The sequence below is a fragment of the Sphingomonas piscis genome (assembly GCF_011300455.1).
Lineage (GTDB): Bacteria > Pseudomonadota > Alphaproteobacteria > Sphingomonadales > Sphingomonadaceae > Sphingomicrobium > Sphingomicrobium piscis.
Map to the genome: position 1 here is coordinate 1,637,550 of NZ_CP049869.1, position 22,773 is coordinate 1,660,322.

Below are 22,773 nucleotides of genomic sequence, written 5' to 3' on the forward strand. Positions count from 1 at the left end.
AGTCCTATGAGCACCAACGCTGCAGACGCGCTCCACCTCAAGGCTCACGAGAGCCATGACGCGCATCACGACCATCCCAAGCTGGGCTTCTTCGCCCGCTGGTTCATGTCGACGAACCACAAGGACATCGGTACGCTCTACCTGATCTTCGCGATCCTTGCCGGCATCATCGGCGGCGCCATCTCGGGCATCATGCGGGCCGAGCTTGCGGCGCCGGGCATCCAGATCCTCAACCAGGCCTGGCCAATCGGCGCGGGCACGGCGAACTTCGACGAGTGGACCCACCACTGGAACGTGCTGATCACCGCGCACGGCCTGATCATGGTCTTCTTCATGGTCATGCCGGCGATGATCGGCGGATTCGGCAACTGGTTCGTGCCGATCATGATCGGGGCGCCGGACATGGCCTTCCCGCGCATGAACAACATCTCGTTCTGGCTGCTGATCCCCGCCTTCATCCTGCTCCTGGGATCGGCCTTCGTGAGCGGCGGCACCGGCCTTGGCGCCGGCACCGGCTGGACGGTCTATGCGCCGCTTTCCACATCGGGCTCGGCAGGTCCGGCGGTCGACATGGCGATCTTCTCGCTCCACCTTGCGGGCGCCAGTTCGATCCTGGGCGCGATCAACTTCATCACCACCATCTTCAACATGCGCGCGCCGGGCATGACCCTGCACAAAATGCCGCTGTTCGTCTGGTCGGTGCTGGTCACCGCCTTCCTGCTGCTCTTGTCGCTGCCGGTTCTGGCGGGTGCGATCACCATGCTGCTGACCGACCGCAATTTCGGCACCAGCTTCTTCGACGCCTCGGGCGGCGGCAACGTCGTCCTCTACCAGCACCTCTTCTGGTTCTTCGGTCACCCCGAAGTGTACATTATGATCCTGCCGGGCTTCGGCATCGTCAGCCAGATCATCGCGACCTTCAGCCGCAAGCCGGTGTTCGGCTATCTCGGCATGGCCTACGCCATGGTCGCGATCGGCGTCGTCGGCTTCGTCGTGTGGGCGCACCACATGTTCACGACCGGCATGGACGTGAACACCAAGATGTACTTCACGGCAGCGACCATGATCATCGCGGTCCCGACCGGCGTGAAGATCTTCAGCTGGATCGCCACCATGTGGGGCGGCTCGATCACTTTCGAGACGCCGATGCTGTGGGCGATCGGCTTCATCTTCCTGTTCACGGTCGGCGGCGTTACCGGCGTCGTGCTGTCGAACGGCGGTGTCGATAACTACATGCACGACACCTACTACGTCGTTGCGCACTTCCACTATGTGCTGTCGCTCGGCGCGGTGTTCGCGCTGTTCGCCGGCTTCTATTACTGGTTCCCGAAGATGAGCGGGAAGATGTACAACGAGTTCCTCGGCAAGCTTCACTTCTTCGTGATGTTCATCGGCGTGAACACCATCTTCTTCCCGCAGCACTTCCTTGGCCTAGCCGGCATGCCGCGTCGTATCCCGGACTATACGGAGGCCTTCGCCTACTGGAACCACATCTCGACGATCGGTTACGGGATTACGATCCTTGGCGTCCTGGTCTTCTTCGTGAACATCGCCTGGTCGCTGGCGGCCGGTAAAAAGGCGGGCGACAATCCGTGGGGTGAGGGTGCGACAACGCTGGAATGGACCCTATCCAGCCCACCGCCGTTCCACCAGTTCGAGACCCTTCCAGTCATCGAAGACACCAAGCACCACTAAGCAAAACGCCCCGGCTCAACACCGGGGCGTTTTCTTATCGAGCAGAGCAGACTTCCCGGTCAGGGAAGGCGTTTGGCTGCCCTGATCTTGACCACCGGCTCCAGCATCTGACCCTTCATCGCGCCTTCGCCCTTGGTAGGCGATACGGGCGAAGCCATGATCTTCTCGACCACGTCCATGCCTTCGACCACGCGGCCGAATGGGGCGAAGGACTGGTCGAACGAGGGCACGTCGACCGTCAGGATGAAGAAGTCCGACTGGGCGGTGCCAGGCGCATTAGACGCCATCGACACCGCCCCGCGCACATGGCTGAGGCCGGTCTGGCTTGGCGGTTCATGGGCGATCGCCTTGCCGAGCTTGCGCGCGTCGGAGGTGATGCCGGCCTGAATCAATCCGCCGCCGGTCAGCGGCATCGCGCGGTAGAAGCTTTCGCCGACGAACTTGCCGCTGTCGACGTAGGACAGGAAGTTCTTGGCGGTGACCGGCGCGTGGCCGCGGTCGACGGCGATGACGATGCGGCCCGCAGATGTGTCCAGGGCGACGCGGACGAGATCGTCCTTCGGAGCCTCGGCCGCAGGCGCGGGCGCGGCTTGCGCAAAGAGAGGTGCAGCGGAAGCGCCGAGCAGCGCGGCGAGCAGGAGTCGGTAGGTCATGGCGGCCAACCTAACTCGCAGAACCTTGACCCAACAAGAACGCTAATGGGCCGGCGCTTCCATGATCTCGGTCAGCATACCGCCCATGTCCTTGGGGTGGACGAAGAAGACGAGGGTGCCATGGGCCCCAAGGCGGGGTTCGCCCAACACCCGCGCGCCCTTGGCCTCGAACTCGGCCCTGGCGGCATGGATGTCCGGCACCTCGAAGCAGATATGATGCTGCCCGCCGAGCGGGTTCTTCTCGAGGAACTTGGCAATGGGCGAGTCGGGGCCGAGTGGTTCGATGAGTTCGATCTGGCTGTTGGGAGTGTCGATGAAACAGACACGGACGCCCTGCGCCGGAAGATCGAAGGGCGCGCCGTGGGGCTCGGCGCTGAACAGGGTGCGGTACAGTTCGAGGCTCTGCTCGATGGAGGGCGTGGCTACGCCGACGTGATTGAGACAGCCGAGTTTCACCGCACGGCCTTACAGTGGAATATTGTCATGCTTCTTCCACGGGTTCTCGAGCTGTTTGTTCCTCAGCTTTCTTAAGCCCAACGCAACCCGCCGCCTGGTGGAGTGCGGCATGATGACTTCGTCGATATAGCCGCGGCTTGCGGCGACGAAGGGGTTGGCGAAGCGCTCTTCATATTCCTGCGTCCGTTCGGCGATCTCCTCCGGCGTCTTGCCCCGGAAGATGATCTCCACCGCGCCCTTGGCGCCCATCACCGCGATCTCAGCCGTCGGCCAGGCGTAGTTGAGGTCGCCGCGCAGGTGCTTGGAGCTCATCACATCGTAGGCGCCGCCATAGGCCTTGCGAGTGATGACGGTGATCTTGGGAACCGTCGCCTCGGCGTAGGCGAACAGCAGTTTGGCGCCATGCTTGATGATTCCGTTATGCTCCTGCGCGACGCCGGGCAGGAAGCCGGGGACGTCGACGAAGGTCAGGATGGGGATGTCGAAGGCGTCGCAGAAGCGGACGAAGCGCGCGCCCTTCTTCGACGAATTGATGTCGAGCACGCCGGCCAGCACCGTCGGCTGGTTGGCGACGACGCCGACGGTGCGGCCCTCGATCCGGCAGAAGCCGATGATGATGTTGCCGGCATGGCCCGGCTGAAGCTCGAAGAAGTCGCCTTCGTCGGCGACCTTTCGAATGAGCTCGTGCATGTCGTACGGGGTACTGGCGGACGGCGGCACCAAAGTGTCGAGGCTGTCCTCTTGCCTGTCCCACGGGTCTTCCGACGGCCGCGAGGGGACGTCGTGGCGGTTGGAGAGCGGCAGGAAGCCGAAGAATTCGCGGGCCGCAAGCAGGGCGTCGATGTCATTCTCAAACGCGACGTCCGCTACGCCCGACCGGGTGGTGTGGGTGACGGCGCCGCCCAACTCCTCCTGGGTGACGACTTCGTTGGTGACGGTCTTCACCACGTCCGGGCCGGTCACGAACATGTAGGAGCTATCCTTCACCATGAAGATGAAGTCGGTCATCGCCGGCGAATAGACGGCGCCGCCCGCGCACGGGCCCATGATCAGGCTGAGTTGGGGCACCACGCCGCTCGCCAGGACGTTGCGCTGGAACACCTCGGCATAGCCGGCGAGGCTTGCGACGCCCTCCTGGATTCGGGCACCTCCAGGGTCATTCAGCCCAATAACGGGCGCTCCGACCTTCATTGCGGCGTCCATGATCTTGCAGATCTTCTGAGCATGTCGCTCGCTCAAAGACCCGCCGAACACCGTGAAGTCCTGCGCGAAGACGAACACGAGTCTTCCGTTGATGGTCCCGGACCCGGTGACTACGCCGTCGCCGGGGTATTTCTGTGCCTCCATGCCGAAGTCGGAACAGTTATGCTCCACGAACATATCGACTTCTTCAAATGACTCTGGGTCCAACAGGACGGACAGACGCTCGCGTGCGGTGAGCCGACCCTTGGCGTGCTGCGCTGCAATACGTTTTTCGCCGCCGCCCAGGCGCGCCTGTTCACGTCGTTTTTCCAGTTCCGCAATTGTCGTCGCCATGGGGAAAGCCTCTCTTGAAGGAACTTTCCCACGGCCTCGGCTTTGGGTCAACGGCGCCGGTTTGTTGCTGCGCCGCAACATTGCTGCTAGATTAACATGCGTCATGTTGCGGAACCGTAATGCCCTGTCGCCGTTCTACTTGAGAATTCCAACAACTACAGAAGGGTACACACGAGATGTTGACCGGTGTCCGAGTGCCTGTTGAGTCGCTGACAAGAGTGGCGGCCCCGGACCCCGAGCCGGTTACCCTGCTGTGCTTTTCGCACCTGCGGTGGAATTTCGTGTTCCAGCGGCCCCAGCATCTTATGAGCCGGTTCGCGGAAGAGATGAAGGTCATCTACTGGGAAGAGCCGATCGTGATCGCTCCCGGCGAGACGGCCTTCGTGCAGGTTCGCCAGGCCGAAGACTTCCCCGATGTCACCGTCGCCGTTCCCCACCTTCCGGAAGGCCTCAGCATGCCCGAGGCGGAAGCCACACTGACCCGTCTGGCGACTAACTATGCGGCGTCGCTCAAGGGTGCGCTGGTGAAGTGGTACTACACGCCGATGATGCTGCCGTTTTCGCGGCAGATCGAGGCGGACACCATCGTCTACGACTGCATGGACGAACTGTCCCAATTCAAGTTCGCGCCGCCGATGCTGCTGGAGCTGGAGCAGGAGCTGATCGACAGCGCCGATCTCGTCTTCACCGGTGGATCGAGCCTGTTCGAAGCGAAGAAGGACCGCCATTCCTCGGTTCACCTATTCCCGTCGTCGGTCGATCGCGATCACTTCGCCCTTGCCCGCAGCGGTGCGACCGATCCGCAGGACCAGGCGAACCTGGCCCGGCCGCGGCTTGGCTTCTACGGCGTGATCGATGAGCGTTTCGACATCGATCTGCTCCGTCAGATGGCCGATGCCCGTCCGAACTGGCAGTTCGTGATGGTCGGCCCGGTCGTGAAGATCTCCGACGAAGACCTGCCGCGGGCGGCCAATATCCATTACGTCGGCGGCAAGACGTACGAGCAGCTCCCGCACTATCTGTCGGGCTGGGACGTGGCGCTGATGCCGTTTGCGATCAATGAGGCGACCCGCTTCATCTCGCCGACGAAGACGCCGGAATATCTGGCGGGCGGAAAGCCGGTGGTCTCGACCCCGATCCGCGACGTGGTTCGCCATTATGGGCATCTCCAGGGTGTTCAGATCGCTTACGACGCCGATGGCTTCGTCGCCGCCTGCGAAAAGGCGCTGGAACTGGCCAAGGATCCGAAGGGTCAATGGCTGGCCGAAGCCGATCTGCTGCTCTCCGCGACTAGCTGGGACACGACCCAGGCGCGTATGTCGGGCCTGATCCACGACGTGCTCGGTGAACGCACCGGCGTTCAGCAGAACATGCTGGTGGCTGCCGAATGAGCGCCGAGACCGACGCGCAGCAGCAAGAGCGTTACGATTATCTGGTGGTCGGGGCTGGTTTTGCCGGCTCCGTCATCGCGGAGCGCCTTGCAAGCCAGCACAATGCCAAGGTGCTGCTGATCGACCGCCGTCCCCACGTCGCGGGCAATGCCTATGACGAGCCGGACGAAGCGGGCATCCTGTACCACAAGTACGGGCCGCACATCTTCCACACCAACGCCCAGTCGGTGGTCGACTATCTGTCGCAATTCACCGAGTGGCGGCCGTACGAGCATCGCGTTCTCGCGCAAGTACGCGGGCAGCTGGTGCCGATCCCGATCAACCGGACGACGCTGAACAAATTGTTCGGGCTCGACCTGAAGACGGACGAGGAAGCAGCCGACTATCTGGCTTCGCGCGCCGAGCCGGTCGCCGAGATCAAGACGTCCGAGGACGTGGTGATCAACGCCGTCGGGCGCGAGCTCTACGAACTGTTCTTCCGCGGCTACACCCGCAAGCAGTGGGGCCTCGATCCGTCGGAGCTCGACAAGCAGGTGACGAGCCGGATCCCGACGCGGACTAACACCGACGACCGTTATTTCGGCGATACCTTCCAGGCGATGCCTAAGGATGGGTTCACCGCCATGTTCGAGAAGATGACCAATCATCCGAACATCACCAAGCGGCTCGGCGTCGACTATCGCGATGTGAAGGATGAGGTCGAGTACGGCCATCTGGTCTTCACCGGACCGATCGACGAATATTTCGACTTCCGGTTTGGCAAGCTGCCCTATCGCAGCCTGAAGTTCGACCACCAGACGCTCGACCAGGAGCAGTTCCAGGACGTGGCGGTGGTCAATTATCCGGCCGAGGACGTGCCCTACACCCGCATCAGCGAGTATAAGCACCTCACCGGGCAGCAGCACCCCAAGACGACCATCACCTACGAATATCCATCGGCGGAGGGCGATCCTTATTATCCGATCCCGCGGCCGGAAAATCAGGAGCTGTTCAAGAAGTATGAGGCGCTTGCCGACGCGACCGAGGGCGTGACCTTCGTCGGCCGCCTGGCGACCTACCGCTACTACAACATGGACCAGATCGTGGGTCAGGCCCTCGCCACCTTCCGCCGCATGGACGAGCGGAAGAGCCAGGGAGAGCTGCAGGAGACTGCAGCAGCGGCTGCATGATTACCAACGGCCTAGGCGCCCCCCTGGAACTCTGGGGGGCGTCGAGTGCACCGTGGTGCGGATCGGCGATGAGTTCCGCAACCAGGTGCTTGAGACGGGCCATGCCGCCCGCATGTCCGACATCGAGGAAATGGCGCGTCTTGGCGTAAAGGCCGTTCGTTACCCGATCTTGTGGGAAACGGTTGCACCGGAGAGCCCGAACGAACTCGATTTCTCCTGGCACGACGCGCGGCTTGCGCGGCTACGCGAGCTCGGGATCAAGGTCATCGGCGGCCTGGTCCACCATGGCTCCGGCCCGCGCTACACCAATTACCTCGACCCTAAATTCGCCGACCTGCTGGCCGACTATGCGGCCAAGGTCGCCGCGCGATATCCTTGGATTGAAGCCTGGACCCCGGTCAACGAGCCGTTCACGACCGCGCGCCTGTCCTGCCTCTACGGCCATTGGTACCCGCACAAGACGGACATCAACGCGACCTTCCGCGCCACGGTCATCCAGTGCCTGGGGATCAAGAAGGCGATGGAGGCAATCCGCCGGGTTATCCCGCATGCCGAGCTGATCGTCACGGAGGACGTCGGCCACAGCTTCTCCACGCCGGAGCTCGCTTATCAGGCGGAGCATGAGAATGAACGGCGGTGGCTCAGCTTCGACCTGCTCACCGGCCGCGTTAAGCCCGGTCACTATTTCTACGACTGGTTGCTTGAGCTTTGCGCCTCAAAGGAAGAGCTGGACGAGCTCGCCACCGGCGGGGGAACGCCCAGCCTGATTGGCTTCGATTATTACCTCACCAGCGAGCGCTTCCTCGATCACCGGGTCGAGCGCTACCGAGACGTGCAGCCTGGCTCCAACGGCAAGGACACGTACGTCGACGTGGAGGCGGTGCGGGTCGACCGACTGCGGCCGAAGCTTGGTGCCGTGCACCGGCTGCAGGCGGCGTGGGAGCGGTATGGAATCCCGATCGCCATCACCGAAGTGCATCACGGCTGCACCCGCGAGGAGCAGGTCCGCTGGCTCAACGAAATCTGGACGGCTGCGGAGGCGGCGCGCCGCAACGGCGTCGATGTCCGCGCGGTCACGGTTTGGGCCTTGTTCGGCATGGTCGATTGGCGCTCGGTCCTGACCCGCCGCGAAGGCCATTACGACGTCGGCGCCTTTGACATGCGCGGCGAAAAGGCGCGCCGGACGATGCTCGGAACGGCTGCGGCTGCACTCGCGCAGGACGGCAAGTTCGAACATCCCGTGCTCGATCTGCCGGGCTGGTGGCGACGGCCTGGCCGGACCCATGCGCGGCGGCGCTTCGACATGCTTCCGAAGAGCGCGGTTCATGCGCGGCCGATCCTGATCACCGGGGCTACCGGAACGCTGGGACAGGCTTTTTCGCGGATTTGCGCTCATCGCGGCCTTGCCCATGTGCTGACCAGCCGCGCCGAACTCGACATTGCCGACGAGGAATCGATCGCCGCCGCAATGGAGCGTTACAAGCCTTGGGCAGTCATCAACACTGCCGGCTTCGTCCGCACTTGGGAAGCGGACGAGAAGCAGGACGAGTGCTTCGCCGCCAACGCTAAGGGACCGGAGTTGCTGGCCAATGCGTGCAAGCTGCACGGCGTCCCGCTCGTGACCTTTTCATCGGACCTGGTGTTCGACGGCAAACTCGGCCGGCCCTATGTCGAGACGGATTCGCCCAACCCCGGTTGTGCCTACGGCCGAAGCAAGGCCGAAGCGGAGGCGCGATTGCTGGAGATGGACAGCGATGCCCTGATCGTCCGCACCAGCGCCTTCTTCGGCCCCTGGGATCGCTACAATTTCCTCGTCAATACGATCGAGCAGCTCCGCCGCGGCGACGAGGTGATCGCAAGCGATCGCAAGGTGGTATCGCCGACCTACGTGCCCGACCTGGTCCATGCCTCGCTCGACCTGCTGCTCGATGGTGAAAAGGGCATCTGGCACCTCACCAACAAGGGGGCCGTCAGCTGGCACGACCTTGCCTGCGAGGTCGCCGATTGGGCAAAGCTCGGCCGCGACCGAATTCGTCGGCCCGAGCGCGAAGAGGCGGTGGACACCAGCATGACCAGCAATCGCGGCATCGTTCTTCGCTCGCTGGACGGCGGCCTCAACGATTTCTTCGATCACAGCGAGGCGCTTCGGGCCATCGCCTGAGCCCAAGGGCTTGGCACCTCTTGCCCAGTCGTGCTTTTGCACCTGCAAGCAGGAGACGTGAATGGCGCAGAATTGGCCCGCTCGATTGTGGCTAGTCCGGCATGGGCAGAGCCAAGGCAATGTCGCGCGCGATGCGGCCGACCTCGCCGGTCTGCCGACCATCGATATCGATGTGCGGGACGTCGACGTGCCGCTGTCGGCGCTGGGCCATCAGCAGGCGGAGGCAACGGGCCGCTATTTCGCAGAATTGCCGGATAACGAACGTCCGGAGGTCATCCTGTCGTCACCCTACCTGCGTGCGCGGCAGACCGCCGAGGCGATCTGCAAGGCGGGTGCGTTGGCCGGCGGGCCCGCCAAGACCATCATCGACGAACGGCTTCGCGAGCGTGAGTTCGGCATTTTCGACCGCCTGACCACCATCGGGATCAAGAGCCAGTTTCCGGAGGAGGCCGAGCATCGCAAACGGCTCGGCAAATTCTACCATCGTCCACCGGGCGGGGAGAGCTGGGCCGATGTCATCCTGCGGCTTCGGTCCGCGCTCAACACCATCAACCTACATTATTGCGACCGCCGGGTGCTGGTCGTTTGCCACCAGGTGGTGGTGCTGTGCATGCGCTACATCCTGGAGGAGCTGGACGAGGGGCAAATCCTGGCGATCGACAAGCAGGCCGAAATCCTGAACTGCGGGATCTGCGCCTACGACTTCCGCGACGAAGCGCACGGCCTGTGCGTGCCGACCTTGTCCTTGTGGAACCACGGCGCGCCGATGGATGCGGAGGAGACCCCCAAGACGTCCGAAAAGGATGCGGTGTCGGGGTCGCGATGAGCGATACCGTACCGCTCGACCGGCAGGCGCTCGATACCCACCCGCTGCCGCCGGTGGTCGACGGCGACAAGGAAACGAAGGGCCGGATCCTGATCGTCGCCGGCAGCCGGCAGGTTCCTGGTGCCGCCCTGCTTGCCGCACAGTCGGCAATGCGGGCGGGCGCCGGCAAGCTGCGCATCGCGACGGCTGAAAGCATCGCCATTCCCATCGCGATCGCGATGCCCGAAGCTTACGTGGTGGGCCTTCCCGAGGAGCGGGACGGCGGCTTTGCGCGCACCGCGGTCGACGATCTCGCGGCGGCGGCGAACCACAGCACTGCGATCGTTGCTGGGCCGGGCATGGAGGCAAGCGAAGCCTGCCGCACCATCGGCGAGGCGCTGCTCGCTAGCCCGGCGCAACTGGTGCTCGATGCGGCGCTGCTGCACAGCTTGCAGCCGCTTGGCGAAGCGGAGCGCCCCGCCGAGCGGCGCCCCATCCTGCTTCCCCATAGCGGTGAGCTCGCCTCGCTGCTCGACTGCAACGAAGAGCGAATCGAGGCCGACCCGATCGGCTGTGGAATCCGAGCCGCCAAGCTCTACCGTGCACTCGTGCTGGTTAAGGGGAGCATCAGCCACGTCGTCACTCCGGAGGGAGGCTGCTGGACCTACGCTGGGGGGGCGCCCGGCCTTGGTGTTTCCGGAAGCGGAGACACGCTGGCGGGGATCGTCGGCGGGCTGCTCGCGCGCGGTGCCGATCCGCTGACTGCATTACTGTGGGGCGTGTGGCTGCACGGCGAGGCGGGAGCGGCGCTTGCCCACAAGGTGGGGCCGATCGGGTTCCTTGCCCGCGAGATCCCGGGCGAGATCCCGGCCTTACTGCCCCGCTAGGTCGTCGGTTCCCTTGTAGCTCGACAGCTCGTCGCCGACCAGGCGGACGACGTGGATGACGTTGGTCGAGCCTGCGGTTCCGAAAGGGACGCCTGCCATCAGCACCAGCCGGTCGCCGCCTTGGGCAAGCTTGTGGCGGAGCGCCATGCGGCGGGACTTGGCAACCATCTCCTCGAAGCTCGACACGTCGCGGGTGTGCACCGCATGCACGCCCCACAACAGGCCGAGCCGGCGCGCAATCGTCTTCGAGGCGGTCATCGCCAGCAACGGCACCGGCGGGCGCTCGCGCGCGATCCGGCGGGCGGTCGAGCCCGAGCTGGTGTAGCAGAGCATGGCTGTGGCCGACGTGGTGCTGGCGATCTGCCGCGCCGATCCGGCGAGCGCATCCGCGGTCGTGGGCTCCAGATGCGTCTTCGTAAAATGGATGCGCGCAGTGTAGATGGGGTCGCGCTCGGTCGTGGTGCCGATGCGATCCATCATCTGCACCGCTTCGCACGGAAATTGACCGGCAGCGCTTTCCGCCGACAGCATGACGGCATCGGCGCCGTCGTAAATGGCATTGGCGACGTCGCTGACCTCGGCGCGCGTTGGAGTCGGCGAGCTGATCATGGATTCCAGCATCTGGGTCGCGACCACCACCGGTTTGCCGAACTGGCGGGCCGTGGCGATGATCCGGTTCTGCATCGGCGGCACGCCTTCGGGCGGAAGCTCGACGCCGAGATCCCCGCGCGCCACCATCACCGCATCGGACAGAGCGATGATCTCGTTCAGCTGATCGAGCGCGGCCGGCTTTTCGATCTTGGCGAGCAGCGCCGCCTTGTCGCCGATCAACGCCCGCGCTTCGGCGACGTCTTCGGGCCGCTGGACGAAGGAAAGGGCGATCCAGTCCGCGCCTTGCGACACCGCGAACTGAAGGTCGCTCCGGTCCTTTTCGGTCAGTGCCGGGATCGGCACCAGCACGTCGGGGACGTTGACGCCCTTGTTGTTGGAAATTCGGCCGCCGACCTGCACCTCGGTGACAAGCCGGTCGCGCTCGTTGGCGATGACCTTCAGCCGGATCTTGCCGTCATCGACCAGCAGCCGTGCACCCTCGGTGATTGCGTCGAACAATTCGGGGTGCGGCAACTGAACGCGTTTGAAGTTGCCGGGCGCCGGATCGCGGTCGAGGATGAAAGTGGCGCCGTTCTCAAGTTGAGCCGCGCCGTCCGCGAACTGGCCGACGCGCAGCTTTGGACCCTGAAGATCGAACAGGATGGTGGTCGGCCGCTTGAACTCATCCTCGAGCCCGCGGATCGCGTCCACCAGGGCCGCTTTCGACGCCTGATCGCCATGGCTCATGTTGATGCGGAATGCGTCCGCGCCGGACAGCATCAGCTTGCGGATCATCTCGGGGCTGCTCGACGCCGGGCCGAGCGTCGCCAGAATCTTGACCTTGCGGGAACGGGGTCCGAGTGTCTCGGTCAAGTTGATGTCCTTCTGCGCTGAGCCCGCGCTGCCAATAACCCGTCCGCCGCATGGTTCAACCCGCTTGAGCCATGCCGCCCGCTCGCTTATCAGCCGCGGCTCAACCGGAACCGGAGATTACACGCATGGCGGAGGGGAACGTCGCGGCCGATCAGCTGCGGCTATTCATCGAGCGGATCGAGCGCTTGGAGGAAGAGAAAAAGGGCATCGCGGACGACATCAAGGACGTCTACGCGGAGGCCAAGGCCAACGGCTACGACACCAAGACGATGCGGGCCATCGTACGCCTGCGCAAGATGGAGACCCATGCGCGCCAGGAAGCCGATGCACTGATGGAGACCTATCGCAACGCGCTGGGGCTGGCATAAGGTCGCACCATGGCAGGTCATTCCAAATTCAAGAACATCATGCATCGCAAGGGCGCGCAGGATAAGAAGCGCTCGGCGATGTTTTCGAAGCTCAGCCGCGAAATCACGGTCGCGGCGAAGATGGGTCTGCCCGACCCCGACATGAACCCGCGCCTTCGCGCCGCCGTTCTGGCGGCCAAGGCGCAGTCGATGCCGAAGGACAATATCCAGCGGGCGATCGACAAGGCGTCGACCGGCGACACGGAAAGTTACGAGGAGGTCCGCTACGAAGGGTTTGGCCCGGGCGGGGTTTCGCTGATCGTTGAGGCGCTCACCGACAATCGCAATCGTACGGCGACCAACGTTCGAACCGCGTTTTCGAAAAACGGCGGCAATCTCGGTGCATCGGGTTCGGTCAGTCACGGCTTCGAACGGCTTGGCCTGATTGAATATTCCGCTGCCGCGGGCGATGCCGACAAGGTGTTGGAAGCCGCGATCGAAGCCGGCGCGGACGATGTCGAGTCCGACGAGGACGGTCACCGCATCTGGACCAGCGTCGAGAATTTGCACGAAGTCTCCAAGTCGCTGGAAGCCGCGCTCGGCGACGGAGAGGGTGCCAAGCTCGCCTGGAAACCGCAGACGGATGTACAGGTCACGGGTGACGCCGCCGCCAGCCTCCTGAAGCTGATCGATGTCCTGGAAGAGGATGACGACGTCCAGACCGTCTGGGGCAATTACGACGTCCCCGACGAAGAGCTGGAGAAGCTGGCCTGATCGTTCTGGGCTTGGACCCCGGTCTCGGTACGACCGGCTGGGGTCTTATCCGGGCCGAGGGCAATCGGCTGAGCCACCTCGGCAATGGCCAGCTGAAGACGGTTACCACGGCACCTTTGCCGGACCGGCTCGCCGATCTTGCTTCCCAGCTCGACAGCCTGCTTGCTGAGTATGCGCCCGCTGCGGCCGCGGTCGAAGAGATCTTCGTCAACAAGAACCCGCAATCGACACTGAAGCTGGCGCAGGCGCGCGGCGTCGTCCTGATGTGTGCGGCGCGGCGCGGGCTGCAGGTCGGCGAATATGCACCGCGGCTGGTCAAGAAGGCGGTGGTCGGCACCGGGACGGCCGAAAAGGCGCAGGTTGACGCCATGGTCGCGCGGCTGCTGCCAGGTGCCAAGATCGCCGGGCCTGATGCGGCGGATGCGCTGGCAGTCGCGATTACCCATGCACATCACTTGGCGGCGGCCCGCGCGGGCATTACGCACGGGGCATGATCGCCCGCCTCTCCGGTAAGCTCGCCGAAAGCACCGCCGACAGTGCGGTGATCGACGTAAACGGGGTCGGCTATCTCGTGCTCGCCAGCAGCCGCACACTCGACGCCATCGGCCCCGCCGGCGGCGACGTGCTCCTGCTCACCGAATTGCAGGTGCGCGAGGACAGCATGACCCTGTTCGGCTTCGGCACCGCCGGCGAGCGCGAAGCGTTTCGGGCGCTGACCAGCGTCCAGGGCGTCGGCGGCCGCGTTGCACTGGCGATCCTGTCCGTGCTTGGTCCGGATGAGCTTTCGCGGGCTGTGTCGACCGGTGACAAGGCGATGATCGCGCGCGCCAATGGCGTCGGGCCGAAACTGGCCCAGCGGATCGCAAACGAGCTTGCCGGCAAGCTGGGCGCGCCCGGTCTCGCCGGCGCCACTGGTTCGCCGGCGCCCCGCGCCGGAGCGGCGGCGGATGCGCTCTCGGCGCTAGCGAACCTCGGCTTCAAGCCGGCGGAGGCAAGTGCGGCCGTGGCTGCGGCACAGGATGAGTTGGGCGCAGACGCCGGGCTCGACGCTTTGGTCCGCCTGGCGCTCCGAAAGGCAGCGAAGTGAGCGTTAGGGCGTCATGCTCCTGCGGCCAGCTTCGCGCGACGGCGAACGGCACGCCGGTTCGCGTTTCCGCCTGTCACTGCAATGCCTGCAAGAAGCGCACGGGAAGCGCCTTTTCCGCGCAGGCACGATGGATCGAGGCGGATGTCACGACCGAAGGGCGCTCGACGGTCTTCACCCGCATCGCTGAAAGCGGAAATCCTGCCGACTTCCACTTCTGTTCCGATTGCGGCGCCACGGTCTTCTTCTCGACCCGGAACCTGCCGGGTACGGTCGCCATCCCGCTCGGCGTCCTCGACGATCCATTCGCTCTGCGCCCGAACATCTCCATCTTCGAGGAAGTGAAGCAGTCCTGGGTCACGATCCTCGGCGATGATGTGGAGCATATCGACTGATGGCCACCGACGCGGATCGCCTGACAACGCCCGAGCGGACGGCGGAGGATGCCGATGCAGCGCTCCGCCCCAAGAGCCTCGACGAGTTCGTCGGGCAAAAGGCGGCGCGCGAGAACCTGCGGGTTTTCGTCAATGCCGCGAAGGCGCGTGGCGAAGCGCTTGACCATGTCCTGTTCTTTGGACCCCCCGGACTTGGCAAGACGACCCTGGCGGGCATTCTCGCGCGGGAAATGGGGGTCGGCTTCCGGGCAACCTCCGGGCCGGTCATCGCCAAATCCGGGGATCTTGCCGCCCTGCTGACCAACCTTGAGGACGGTGACGTCCTGTTCATCGATGAAATCCACCGCCTCAATCCAGCGGTGGAAGAAGTCCTCTATCCGGCGATGGAGGACCGCGCGCTCGACCTGATGATCGGCGAAGGGCCGTCCGCGCGGTCGGTCCGGATCGACTTGCCGCGCTTCACATTGGTGGGGGCGACGACTCGGCAAGGGCTGTTGACGACTCCGCTTCGCGACCGCTTCGGGATCCCGGTCCGGCTGAACTTCTACACGGTCGAGGAGCTTGAGCAGGTTGTCGGCCGGGCGGCCCGTCTGCTGGGAGCGCCGACCACCAGCGAAGGCGAGCATGAGATCGCGCGCCGGTCACGGGGAACGCCGCGGATTGCCGGGCGCCTGCTCCGCCGGGTGCGCGATTTCGCCCATGCGGCGGGCTCGGACGCGATCGATGCACAAACCGCCGATCGCGCCTTGTCTCGGCTCGAAATCGACAGTCTGGGCCTGGACGCGATGGACCGGCGTTATCTCCACATGATCGCGGACTTGTACGGAGGCGGGCCGGTCGGGGTGGAGACGCTTGCGGCGGGCCTCAGCGAGCCGCGCGACACGATTGAGGACGTCATCGAACCCTATCTCATTCAGCTCGGCCTCATTGCCCGGACGGCACGTGGGCGGTGCCTCAACGGGCGCGGCTGGACTCACCTCGGGCTCAACCCGCCGGCAGGCTCACAGAGCGGATTGTTCGAAGCAGAGTAGACGTGGGCCGTTTGCGGATCATCCTGACCCTTGCGCTGCTTGCCGCAACGCCGTCCCGAGCGCCCGCGCAAACCGCGGCGACGCCGGACTACAACAAGCCGGCTGCTTGGCTCTGCCTTCCCGGGCGCACCGATCCCTGCTCGACGCCGCTGCCGACGGTGGCCTTGAACCCGAACGGCTATGGCTCGGTGGGTCGCAGCACGGTAGCGCTTAACCCGCCGGTGGATTGCTTCTATGTCTACCCGACCGTGTCCAACGACCGTGGCATGAACAGCGACCTGATTCCCGACGAGGCGGAGCGGACAACGGTGCAGATGCAGTTCGCGCGCTTTGCCGGCGTCTGCCGAACCTTTGCGCCACTGTACCGGCAACTGACCGTCAGCAGCGTCACGGCGTCGGCATTCGGCGCGAACATTCTCCCGTCATCGAAGATCGCCTACGGCGACGTGGCATCGGCCTGGCGCACCTATCTCGCCCGCTACAACAAGGGCCGGCCCTTCGTGTTGATCGGCCACAGCCAGGGCTCGGCCATGCTGATCGAGCTGATCAAGCGGGAGATCGACGGCAAGCCGATCCAGAGGCAATTGCTTCGTGCCTACCTGCCCGGGTTCAACGTGCTGGTGCCGGTGGGCCGGCGCGTGGGCGGCGATTTCCGGTCGGTGCCGCTGTGCGCCGCATCGGCCAGCCGAGGCTGCGTCATGAGCTGGGTCAGCTACCGGGAGCGCAACATCCCGCCGGTCGGCGCCCTGTTCGGCTATGCCGCAAGGCCCGGCCTGACCGTCGGCTGCACCAATCCTGCCAGACCCGGCGCGACGGGCTGGGAACGGCTCGATTCCTACTTCGACACACGTGCCAGCTACCCGGTTGCAGGTGGGCCGATCCGCTGGTCGTCGCAAGGCAGTCCCCCCGTGCGCTTCGTTCGGACCGAGGGGCTGGTCTCCGCGCGGTGCGTGAATGACGGGCGGCTAGGTTACCTGTCGGTGCGGACGAACGCCGATCCCAAGGACGCGCGCACCGACCGCATCGGTGGAGAGGTCGGCGCACTTGGTTTCTTTCTGCCCGGCTGGGGCATGCACCTGGCCGATGTCGCAATCGCGCAGGGCGACATGATCCGGCAGGTTGAGGAGCTGTCGCGATGACCGATCTCAGCAAACCCTATCGCGGCGGGCTGGTCGGCAAGACACACCAGTTCGCGCTGACCGTCTATTTCGAAGACACGGACACGGCGCAGATCGTTTATTACGCCAATTATCTGAAGTTCATGGACCGGGCGCGAACGGATATGCTCCAGTGCGTCGGTATCGATCATGCGGCGGTCCATATTGAGGGCGGCGGCGCCTATGCGGTGGCCGAGGTGAACATCCGTTACCTGCGGTCGGCTCATGTCGGCGACGACCTGCTGGTGCTGACGGAACTGCGCGAGGTGCGGGCGGCGTCCATCCGGGTTCATCAGCGGGTCATGCGCGGGGCCGAAAAGCTTGCCGAGGCAGAAGTCACCGCGGCGTTCCTGACTCCGCAGGGTCGGCCACAGCGGCAGCCGAGGGATTGGATGGACACGTTCAATTCGCTGGTTGTGCAGGAAGGATGAGAGTGCGTTTTCTAGGTTGGGCTGCATTGTTGGTCGCGGGTGCGGCGTCCGCGCAGCAGCCGGCGGCGCCCGATGCCGGCGGCGTACCGATGGTGGCTGTGCCGCCGCTTCCCACTCCCAAGATCGAACAGACCTCGGCAGGGCAGACCCACGCCATCGGCCTTCAGGTCGCGGAGGTCATCGTTTCCGACCTGCGCACCACCGGCGCCGCGGCTCCGGTTGGGCCGCAGAACCTGCGCGTCTACTCATATCCGGAAGTTACCGGGCCGCTGTTTCAACAGTGGAAGAGCATCGGCGCCAAATATCTGGTCACCGGCTTCGTCCAGGCACGCGAAGGCGATCGGCTGACGATCGGCTGCTACCTTTACGACATCAACCTGCGCCGCGAGGTCGCGCGCAAGGGATTCGTGGTGCCGACGGGGGAGTGGCGAACCGCCGCCCACCGCTGTTCCGACGCCATCTACACCGGCATCACCAAGAAGCCGGGCATGTTCGACGCGCGGATCGCGTATGTGTCGGAAAGCGGCGCCATCGGCGAGAGGCAGAAGAGGATCGCGGTGATGGACAGCGATGGATCCAACCATCGCTTCCTGACCACCAATACGCGCACGGTGATCGAGCCGACCATGGCGCCGAGCGGCGAGGTGGTCGCCTACACCTCACTGGACCAGCGGCTGCCGCAGATCCGGATCGTCACTATGGCCGACGGGTCGGATCGGCCGCTGCTGCCGGGAGCCGCCATGACCTTCGCGCCGCGGTTTTCGCCCGATGGCGAGCGGATGTTGTTCTCGATGGACGTCAACGGCAACACCGACCTCTACATCGTCAGCCTTGCCGGGGGAGCGCCGGTGCGGCTCACATCGACGCCGGGATCGGACACCGCCGGCAGCTTTTCTCCGGACGGGTCGAAGATCGTTTTCGAAAGCGAGCGGTCCGGGTCGCCGCAACTCTATGTCATGAACGCGGACGGCTCGTCCCAGCAGCGGATCAGCTTCGGCCAGGGCCGCTACAGCGCGCCGGTGTGGAGCGCGTCGGGCGACCTCATCGCCTTCAGCCGCGGCGCCGGCATCGGCGTGATGACGGCAACCGGCGGCGACGAGCGGATGATCACGGGCAATCCCTATGACGAGGAGCCGAGCTGGTCGCCGAGCGGCGACCAGTTGCTGTTCCAGCGCTACGATCCCGCAACCCGGCGGATGTCATTGATGTCGGTGGCGGCGAGCGGCGGTGAGGCGCGGGTCAGACTGACGCCCCAGGACGGGTCGGACCCCGATTGGTCGCAGGTGCAGGAATGAGGATGGTTCGGATCGTTTTGCTGGCGGCACTTGGCATCACGCCGGCCGTGTCGGCTCAAGCCCCCGTGCCGGTTGTGCCGCCCGCCGCGGGCGGTTTTCAGGAGCTGCCGATGCTCCAGAACGACCTGATCCTGCGAACCGGATCGGACCGTATATTCTATTCGGGCAGTGAGTATGCCGTGCCGGCGGCGGGCCGTTCGACCCTGACCGCACAAGCGCGCTGGCTGATCGCCAACCCGAGCGTCCGGGCGATCGTCGAGGGCCATGTCAGCGACCGCGACACGCGCGACCATGCGCTGGCGCTGGGTGCTCGCCGCGCGGTGGCGGTGCGCGATTTCTTAGTTGCGCAGGGCGTGCAGCCGGGGCGACTGATCGTCACCAGCATGGGCAAGGAGCGGCCGGTCGTGCCGCTTCCGGGCGTACCGGCGTCCGGTGTCAGCGACCGCGTCGTGCTGGTGATCGTCCGCTAGGCGGCGTAGCGCTGAGTATTGGTGGAGGCGAGCCAGGCGCGCGCCTGGCGCTGCGCTTCGGCGATTTCACGAGCCGTCATTTCGACCGAAATCTCGGCGCGGCATTGCTGGCCCCGGCTGCAGCCGTTGAGCGCGGCCAAGTTGAACCATTTATGCGCTTCGATGAGGTCCACGGGGACACCATTCTCGCCGGTCGAATAGGTTACCCCAAGTTCGAACAACGCATCGACATCGCCGCCAGCGGCGTCGGCAAGCCGGCTACGGATAAGGAAATCCGCGCCCTTCTGACTGATTGCACCCATTGATCCACTCCCTGTTTGATGGGGTGAATTCAGCAGGCAGAGGAAAACAAATGGTTAACGCTGCGGTGACCATTTTCAAACCGGCATATTATCGATGAGGCGCGTCTTTCCAATCACAGCGGCGGCGATCAGGCGCATGTCTCCGCGGGCGGCGTCCAGCGGCTCCAACGTCGCGGCATCGACCAGCGCAAGATAATCGATCGGATCGAAGCCGGCGTCGGCAAGCTTTGCCTTTGCGGCGGCCAAGGTGACCGGGACGTCCGCACCTGCCCGGATGCTTTGGGCAGCGTCGGTGAGGGCTTGCGGCAGCGCTAACGCGTTTGCCCGCTCTTGCGCGGAAAGGTGAACGTTGCGGGAGGAAAGGGCGAGGCCATCCTCCTGCCGGACGGTCGGTACCCCGACGATGTCGATGCCGAGTCCGAGATCGGCGACCATTCGGCGGATCACCGCCAATTGCTGCCAATCCTTTTCGCCGAACAGTGCCACGCCGGGTCGAAAGGCGATCAGCAATTTGGCGACGACGGTGGCCACTCCGGCAAAATGGCCGGGGCGGTGCTCGCCCTCCCAACGGTCCGAAACGCCGGCGACGCTGACGGTGGTTGCGAAGCCTTCCGGGTATAGATCCTGCGGCGCCGGCAGCCAGACGAGCGCGCAGCCCGCCTGCTCAAGTGCAGCGAGGTCGGCATCCTCGGTCCGTGGATAGCGGTCGAGGTCGCCGGGATCGTTGAACTGCAGCGGGTTGACGAAGATGGTGGCCGCGACGGCATCCGCGCGCTTCAGTCCTTCCGCGATCAGCGACAGGTGCCCAGGGTGCAGCGCCCCCATGGTCGGCACCAAGGCGAGGCTGCCCCGGCGCCGAAGCGCTTCCGTCGCATTTTCAAGCTGTTGAACGTCACGGATGATTTGCACCCGCCGGATCCCTTCGGTAGACCGTGTGGCGAAGGCGCTTGCACCGGCGCCGCGCGAAATAGCAAGGCTTGGGGGAGCCGCAACAAAAGCCATGAGCAACACCCACTTCATCGTCTTCGCCAATGAAAAGGGCGGGACGGGCAAGTCGACTACCGCCGTTCATACCGCCATCGCGCTCGCCGCCTCCGGGCATCGCGTCGCGGCGCTGGACCTCGACAGCCGGCAGCGGACGACGACGCGCTACCTTGAGAACCGCGCTGCAACAGCGCGGCGGCTTGGGCAGGACTTGCCGCAAGCGCAGTACGAAGTTCTGGAGGAGCAGAGCGAAGAGGCGCTTAACGCCGCCGTCGATCGGCTGAGCGCGGAGGCCGACGTGGTAGTGATCGACACGCCGGGCCGCGACGACCCGGTAGCGCGCGCGGCCATCCTCAAGGCCGATACGCTGGTCACGCCGATGAACGATAGTTTCGTCGACCTCGACCTGATCGGCCAGGTGCATCCCGAAAATTACAAGATCACCAAGCCCAGCTTCTATGCCGAGCTCATCTGGAACAGCCGGACGCAGCGGGCGAAGGTCACCGGCCGATCAGTCGACTGGGTGGTGCTGCGCAACCGCCTGCAGCACATCGAATCGCACAACCTTCGCCGCGTCGGGGCCGCCTTGGACGAGCTTGCTCGCCGGGTCGGCTTCAGGGTGATCCCAGGCCTGGGCGAGCGCGTGATCTACCGCGAACTCTTTCCAAAGGGCCTGACTTTGCTCGACCTCAAACAGATTGGCGACGTTGGGATCGGTCATATCGCCGCGCGTCAGGAACTGCGCGAGATGATCGCGGGGCTGGCTATTCCCGGCGCCGGCGCGGAAACAGCCAAGGTCGCCTGAAACCAACTTCAACAAAGAGTGTTCGGCAGCGTAATGACTCACAAATTTCATGCATCCATCCTCCGCGAATATGATGTTCGCGGTATCGTCGGAAACACGCTTCACGCGGCGGACGCGCGCGCGCTGGGCCGAAGCTACGGAGCCTTGGCGGTCAGCGAGGGGGCGAAGCGGATCGCCTGCGGCCGCGACGGCCGGACCCACTCGCCGGAACTTCAGGACGCCCTGATCGAAGGGCTGACGCAGAGTGGTCTGGATGTGGTGAACATCGGCATGGGGCCAAGCCCGATGCTTTACTTCGCGACCGCCACGCTGAGTGTGGACGGCGGCATTCAGGTCACCGGCAGCCACAATCCCTCCGACTATAACGGCTTCAAGATGCTGCTGAAGGGCCGCTCGGTATTCGGCGAGGAAATCCAGGCGCTCGGCCGCCGCGCCGTCGCCGCCGAATGGTGCGAAGGCGAAGGCAAGGTCGAGCATGCCGACGTCATCGACGCTTATGTCGACCGGCTGGTCGAGGACTTTCAAGGCGGTGAGTTCCGAATCGGCTGGGACGCGGGCAACGGTGCCGGTGGGCCTGTCCTGGAGAAGCTGATCAAGCGCCTACCGGGTGAGCATCACGCCATTTACACGGACGTGGACGGCAATTTCCCGAACCACCATCCCGATCCCACGGTCGAGAAGAACCTGGCAGACCTCAAGAAACTGGTTGCCGAGAAGGGTCTCGACTTCGGTATCGCCTTCGACGGCGACGCCGACCGCATCGGCGCGGTCGATGGCAAGGGCCGGGTGGTGTGGGGCGACCAGCTCGTCGCCATCCTCTCCGAGCCGGTGCTCAAGGCTAATCCGGGCGCGACCATCATCGCCGATGTTAAAGCCAGCCAGGTCCTGTTCGACCGTATCGCCCAGCTGGGCGGCAAGCCGTTGATGTGGAAGACCGGTCACAGCCTCATCAAGTCGAAGATGAAGGAAACCTCCGCTCCGCTCGCTGGCGAGATGAGCGGCCATATCTTCTTCAAGCATCGCTGGTACGGCTTCGACGATGCACTCTACGCGTCAGTCCGCCTGATCGAGGCGGTTGCGGAGTCGGGCAAAAGCCTCAACCAGATCATGGACGAGATGCCGTCCACGACGTCGACCCCGGAGATGCGCTTCCAAGTCGACGAAAGCCGCAAGTTCGCGGTGGTCCAAGAGGTGCTGGAACGCCTGTCGTCGCAAGGCGCAACCGTCGATCCGACCGACGGCGCGCGCGTCAACACTGCCGACGGCTGGTGGCTGCTGCGCGCATCCAACACCCAGGACGTTCTGGTCGCCCGCGCCGAAGCCCGCGACCAAGCCGGTCTGAACCGGCTGATGGCGCAGATCGACGAGCAGTTGGGCTTGTCCGGCATCCAGCGCACGGAAGCCGCGCACTAGGCACTTGGGAAAGCCGGCCTACTCCCGCTAAAGGGGCCTGTCGTTGCTGGGGCAGCAACGACAACTCC

24 protein-coding genes are annotated in these 22,773 nt (G+C 64.6%); 18 read left to right on the top strand and 6 right to left on the bottom strand.

The features are described 5' to 3' along the window. The first annotated feature begins 6 nt into the window (after positions 1-6). Entirely contained in the window at positions 7-1,695 is a 1,689-nt protein-coding gene (gene ctaD, locus G7077_RS08220; protein WP_166411276.1) for a cytochrome c oxidase subunit I, read from the top strand. Between the two features lie 59 nt (positions 1,696-1,754). On the opposite strand, the gene G7077_RS08225 is transcribed toward ctaD, so the two are convergent. Genes G7077_RS08225 through G7077_RS08235 form a run of 3 tightly spaced genes read right to left on the bottom strand, consistent with a single transcriptional unit; the run spans position 1,755 to position 4,340 of the window. After that, positions 1,755-2,348: a peptidylprolyl isomerase gene (locus G7077_RS08225; RefSeq protein ID WP_166411277.1), complete on the bottom strand. Its 594-nt coding sequence runs from the start codon at positions 2,346-2,348 to the stop codon at positions 1,755-1,757. Between the two features lie 42 nt (positions 2,349-2,390). Beyond that, positions 2,391-2,804, bottom strand: coding sequence for a methylmalonyl-CoA epimerase (gene mce, locus G7077_RS08230; protein ID WP_166411278.1), 414 nt, complete (start codon positions 2,802-2,804; stop codon positions 2,391-2,393). Positions 2,805-2,813: 9 nt separating this feature from the next. Next, complete coding sequence (locus G7077_RS08235; RefSeq protein WP_166411279.1) at positions 2,814-4,340, bottom strand: acyl-CoA carboxylase subunit beta; 1,527 nt, start codon at positions 4,338-4,340, stop codon at positions 2,814-2,816. Between the two features lie 305 nt (positions 4,341-4,645). Here G7077_RS08235 and G7077_RS14160 point away from each other — a divergent pair, with 305 nt between their 5' ends. The 5 genes from G7077_RS14160 (at position 4,646) to G7077_RS08260 (ending at position 10,753) form a co-directional block, all read left to right on the top strand. Beyond that, a complete protein-coding gene (locus tag G7077_RS14160) occupies positions 4,646-5,731 on the top strand; it encodes a glycosyltransferase (RefSeq protein WP_246167116.1) in 1,086 nt (361 codons plus the stop codon). Further along, positions 5,728-6,900, top strand: a complete 1,173-nt coding sequence (gene glf, locus G7077_RS14165; RefSeq protein WP_166411281.1) for a UDP-galactopyranose mutase — start codon at positions 5,728-5,730, stop codon at positions 6,898-6,900. The genes G7077_RS14160 and glf overlap by 4 nt, the downstream gene beginning before the upstream one ends. Positions 6,901-6,952: 52 nt before the next feature. Beyond that, positions 6,953-9,061: a family 1 glycosylhydrolase gene (locus G7077_RS08250; protein ID WP_206367607.1), complete on the top strand. Its 2,109-nt coding sequence runs from the start codon at positions 6,953-6,955 to the stop codon at positions 9,059-9,061. A gap of 61 nt (positions 9,062-9,122) precedes the next feature. Then, entirely contained in the window at positions 9,123-9,887 is a 765-nt protein-coding gene (locus G7077_RS08255; protein WP_166411282.1) for a histidine phosphatase family protein, read from the top strand. Continuing rightward, on the top strand, positions 9,884-10,753 hold the full coding sequence (locus tag G7077_RS08260; protein ID WP_166411283.1) for an NAD(P)H-hydrate dehydratase: 870 nt from the start codon (positions 9,884-9,886) through the stop codon (positions 10,751-10,753). The genes G7077_RS08255 and G7077_RS08260 overlap by 4 nt, the downstream gene beginning before the upstream one ends. On the opposite strand, the gene pyk is transcribed toward G7077_RS08260, so the two are convergent. Then, positions 10,739-12,217 carry a pyruvate kinase gene (gene pyk / locus G7077_RS08265; protein WP_166411284.1) on the bottom strand — a complete coding sequence of 493 codons (1,479 nt, stop codon included), beginning with the start codon at positions 12,215-12,217 and terminating at the stop codon, positions 10,739-10,741. The two genes, G7077_RS08260 and pyk, sit on opposite strands and share 15 nt — an antisense overlap. A 125-nt stretch (positions 12,218-12,342) precedes the next feature. On the opposite strand from pyk, the gene G7077_RS08270 reads away from it, so the two are divergent. Genes G7077_RS08270 through G7077_RS08315 form a run of 10 tightly spaced genes read left to right on the top strand, consistent with a single transcriptional unit; the run spans position 12,343 to position 19,201 of the window. Next, positions 12,343-12,585: a DUF2312 domain-containing protein gene (locus G7077_RS08270; protein ID WP_166411285.1), complete on the top strand. Its 243-nt coding sequence runs from the start codon at positions 12,343-12,345 to the stop codon at positions 12,583-12,585. Between the two features lie 9 nt (positions 12,586-12,594). Continuing rightward, a complete protein-coding gene (locus G7077_RS08275) occupies positions 12,595-13,338 on the top strand; it encodes a YebC/PmpR family DNA-binding transcriptional regulator (RefSeq protein WP_166411286.1) in 744 nt (247 codons plus the stop codon). Then, positions 13,335-13,832: a crossover junction endodeoxyribonuclease RuvC gene (ruvC, locus tag G7077_RS08280; RefSeq protein WP_166412407.1), complete on the top strand. Its 498-nt coding sequence runs from the start codon at positions 13,335-13,337 to the stop codon at positions 13,830-13,832. Before G7077_RS08275 ends, ruvC begins: the two co-directional genes overlap by 4 nt. Further along, a complete protein-coding gene (gene ruvA / locus G7077_RS08285; protein WP_166411287.1) occupies positions 13,829-14,425 on the top strand; it encodes a Holliday junction branch migration protein RuvA in 597 nt (198 codons plus the stop codon). The genes ruvC and ruvA overlap by 4 nt, the downstream gene beginning before the upstream one ends. Further along, positions 14,422-14,817, top strand: a complete 396-nt coding sequence (locus G7077_RS08290; RefSeq protein ID WP_166411288.1) for a GFA family protein — start codon at positions 14,422-14,424, stop codon at positions 14,815-14,817. Before ruvA ends, G7077_RS08290 begins: the two co-directional genes overlap by 4 nt. After that, a complete protein-coding gene (ruvB, locus tag G7077_RS08295) occupies positions 14,817-15,848 on the top strand; it encodes a Holliday junction branch migration DNA helicase RuvB (RefSeq protein ID WP_166411289.1) in 1,032 nt (343 codons plus the stop codon). Before G7077_RS08290 ends, ruvB begins: the two co-directional genes overlap by 1 nt. A 2-nt stretch (positions 15,849-15,850) precedes the next feature. Further along, a complete protein-coding gene (locus G7077_RS08300) occupies positions 15,851-16,987 on the top strand; it encodes a DUF3089 domain-containing protein (RefSeq protein ID WP_166411290.1) in 1,137 nt (378 codons plus the stop codon). Continuing rightward, positions 16,984-17,436: a YbgC/FadM family acyl-CoA thioesterase gene (locus G7077_RS08305; protein WP_166411291.1), complete on the top strand. Its 453-nt coding sequence runs from the start codon at positions 16,984-16,986 to the stop codon at positions 17,434-17,436. Before G7077_RS08300 ends, G7077_RS08305 begins: the two co-directional genes overlap by 4 nt. 2 nt (positions 17,437-17,438) lie before the next feature. After that, positions 17,439-18,731, top strand: coding sequence for a Tol-Pal system beta propeller repeat protein TolB (gene tolB / locus G7077_RS08310; protein WP_166411292.1), 1,293 nt, complete (start codon positions 17,439-17,441; stop codon positions 18,729-18,731). Between the two features lie 2 nt (positions 18,732-18,733). Beyond that, complete coding sequence (locus G7077_RS08315) at positions 18,734-19,201, top strand: OmpA family protein (protein ID WP_166411293.1); 468 nt, start codon at positions 18,734-18,736, stop codon at positions 19,199-19,201. Here the strand turns inward: G7077_RS08315 and G7077_RS08320 are convergent. Next, positions 19,198-19,503, bottom strand: a complete 306-nt coding sequence (locus tag G7077_RS08320) for an SEL1-like repeat protein (RefSeq protein ID WP_166411294.1) — start codon at positions 19,501-19,503, stop codon at positions 19,198-19,200. The two genes, G7077_RS08315 and G7077_RS08320, sit on opposite strands and share 4 nt — an antisense overlap. A gap of 75 nt (positions 19,504-19,578) precedes the next feature. Next, a complete protein-coding gene (panC, locus tag G7077_RS08325; RefSeq protein WP_166411295.1) occupies positions 19,579-20,412 on the bottom strand; it encodes a pantoate--beta-alanine ligase in 834 nt (277 codons plus the stop codon). A gap of 91 nt (positions 20,413-20,503) precedes the next feature. Here panC and G7077_RS08330 point away from each other — a divergent pair, with 91 nt between their 5' ends. Both G7077_RS08330 and pgmG read left to right on the top strand, forming a co-directional pair. Beyond that, positions 20,504-21,292, top strand: a complete 789-nt coding sequence (locus G7077_RS08330) for a division plane positioning ATPase MipZ (protein WP_166411296.1) — start codon at positions 20,504-20,506, stop codon at positions 21,290-21,292. A 33-nt stretch (positions 21,293-21,325) separates the two neighbouring features. After that, positions 21,326-22,705, top strand: a complete 1,380-nt coding sequence (pgmG, locus tag G7077_RS08335; protein ID WP_166411297.1) for a phosphoglucomutase/phosphomannomutase PgmG — start codon at positions 21,326-21,328, stop codon at positions 22,703-22,705. The last annotated feature ends 68 nt before the right edge of the window (positions 22,706-22,773 follow it).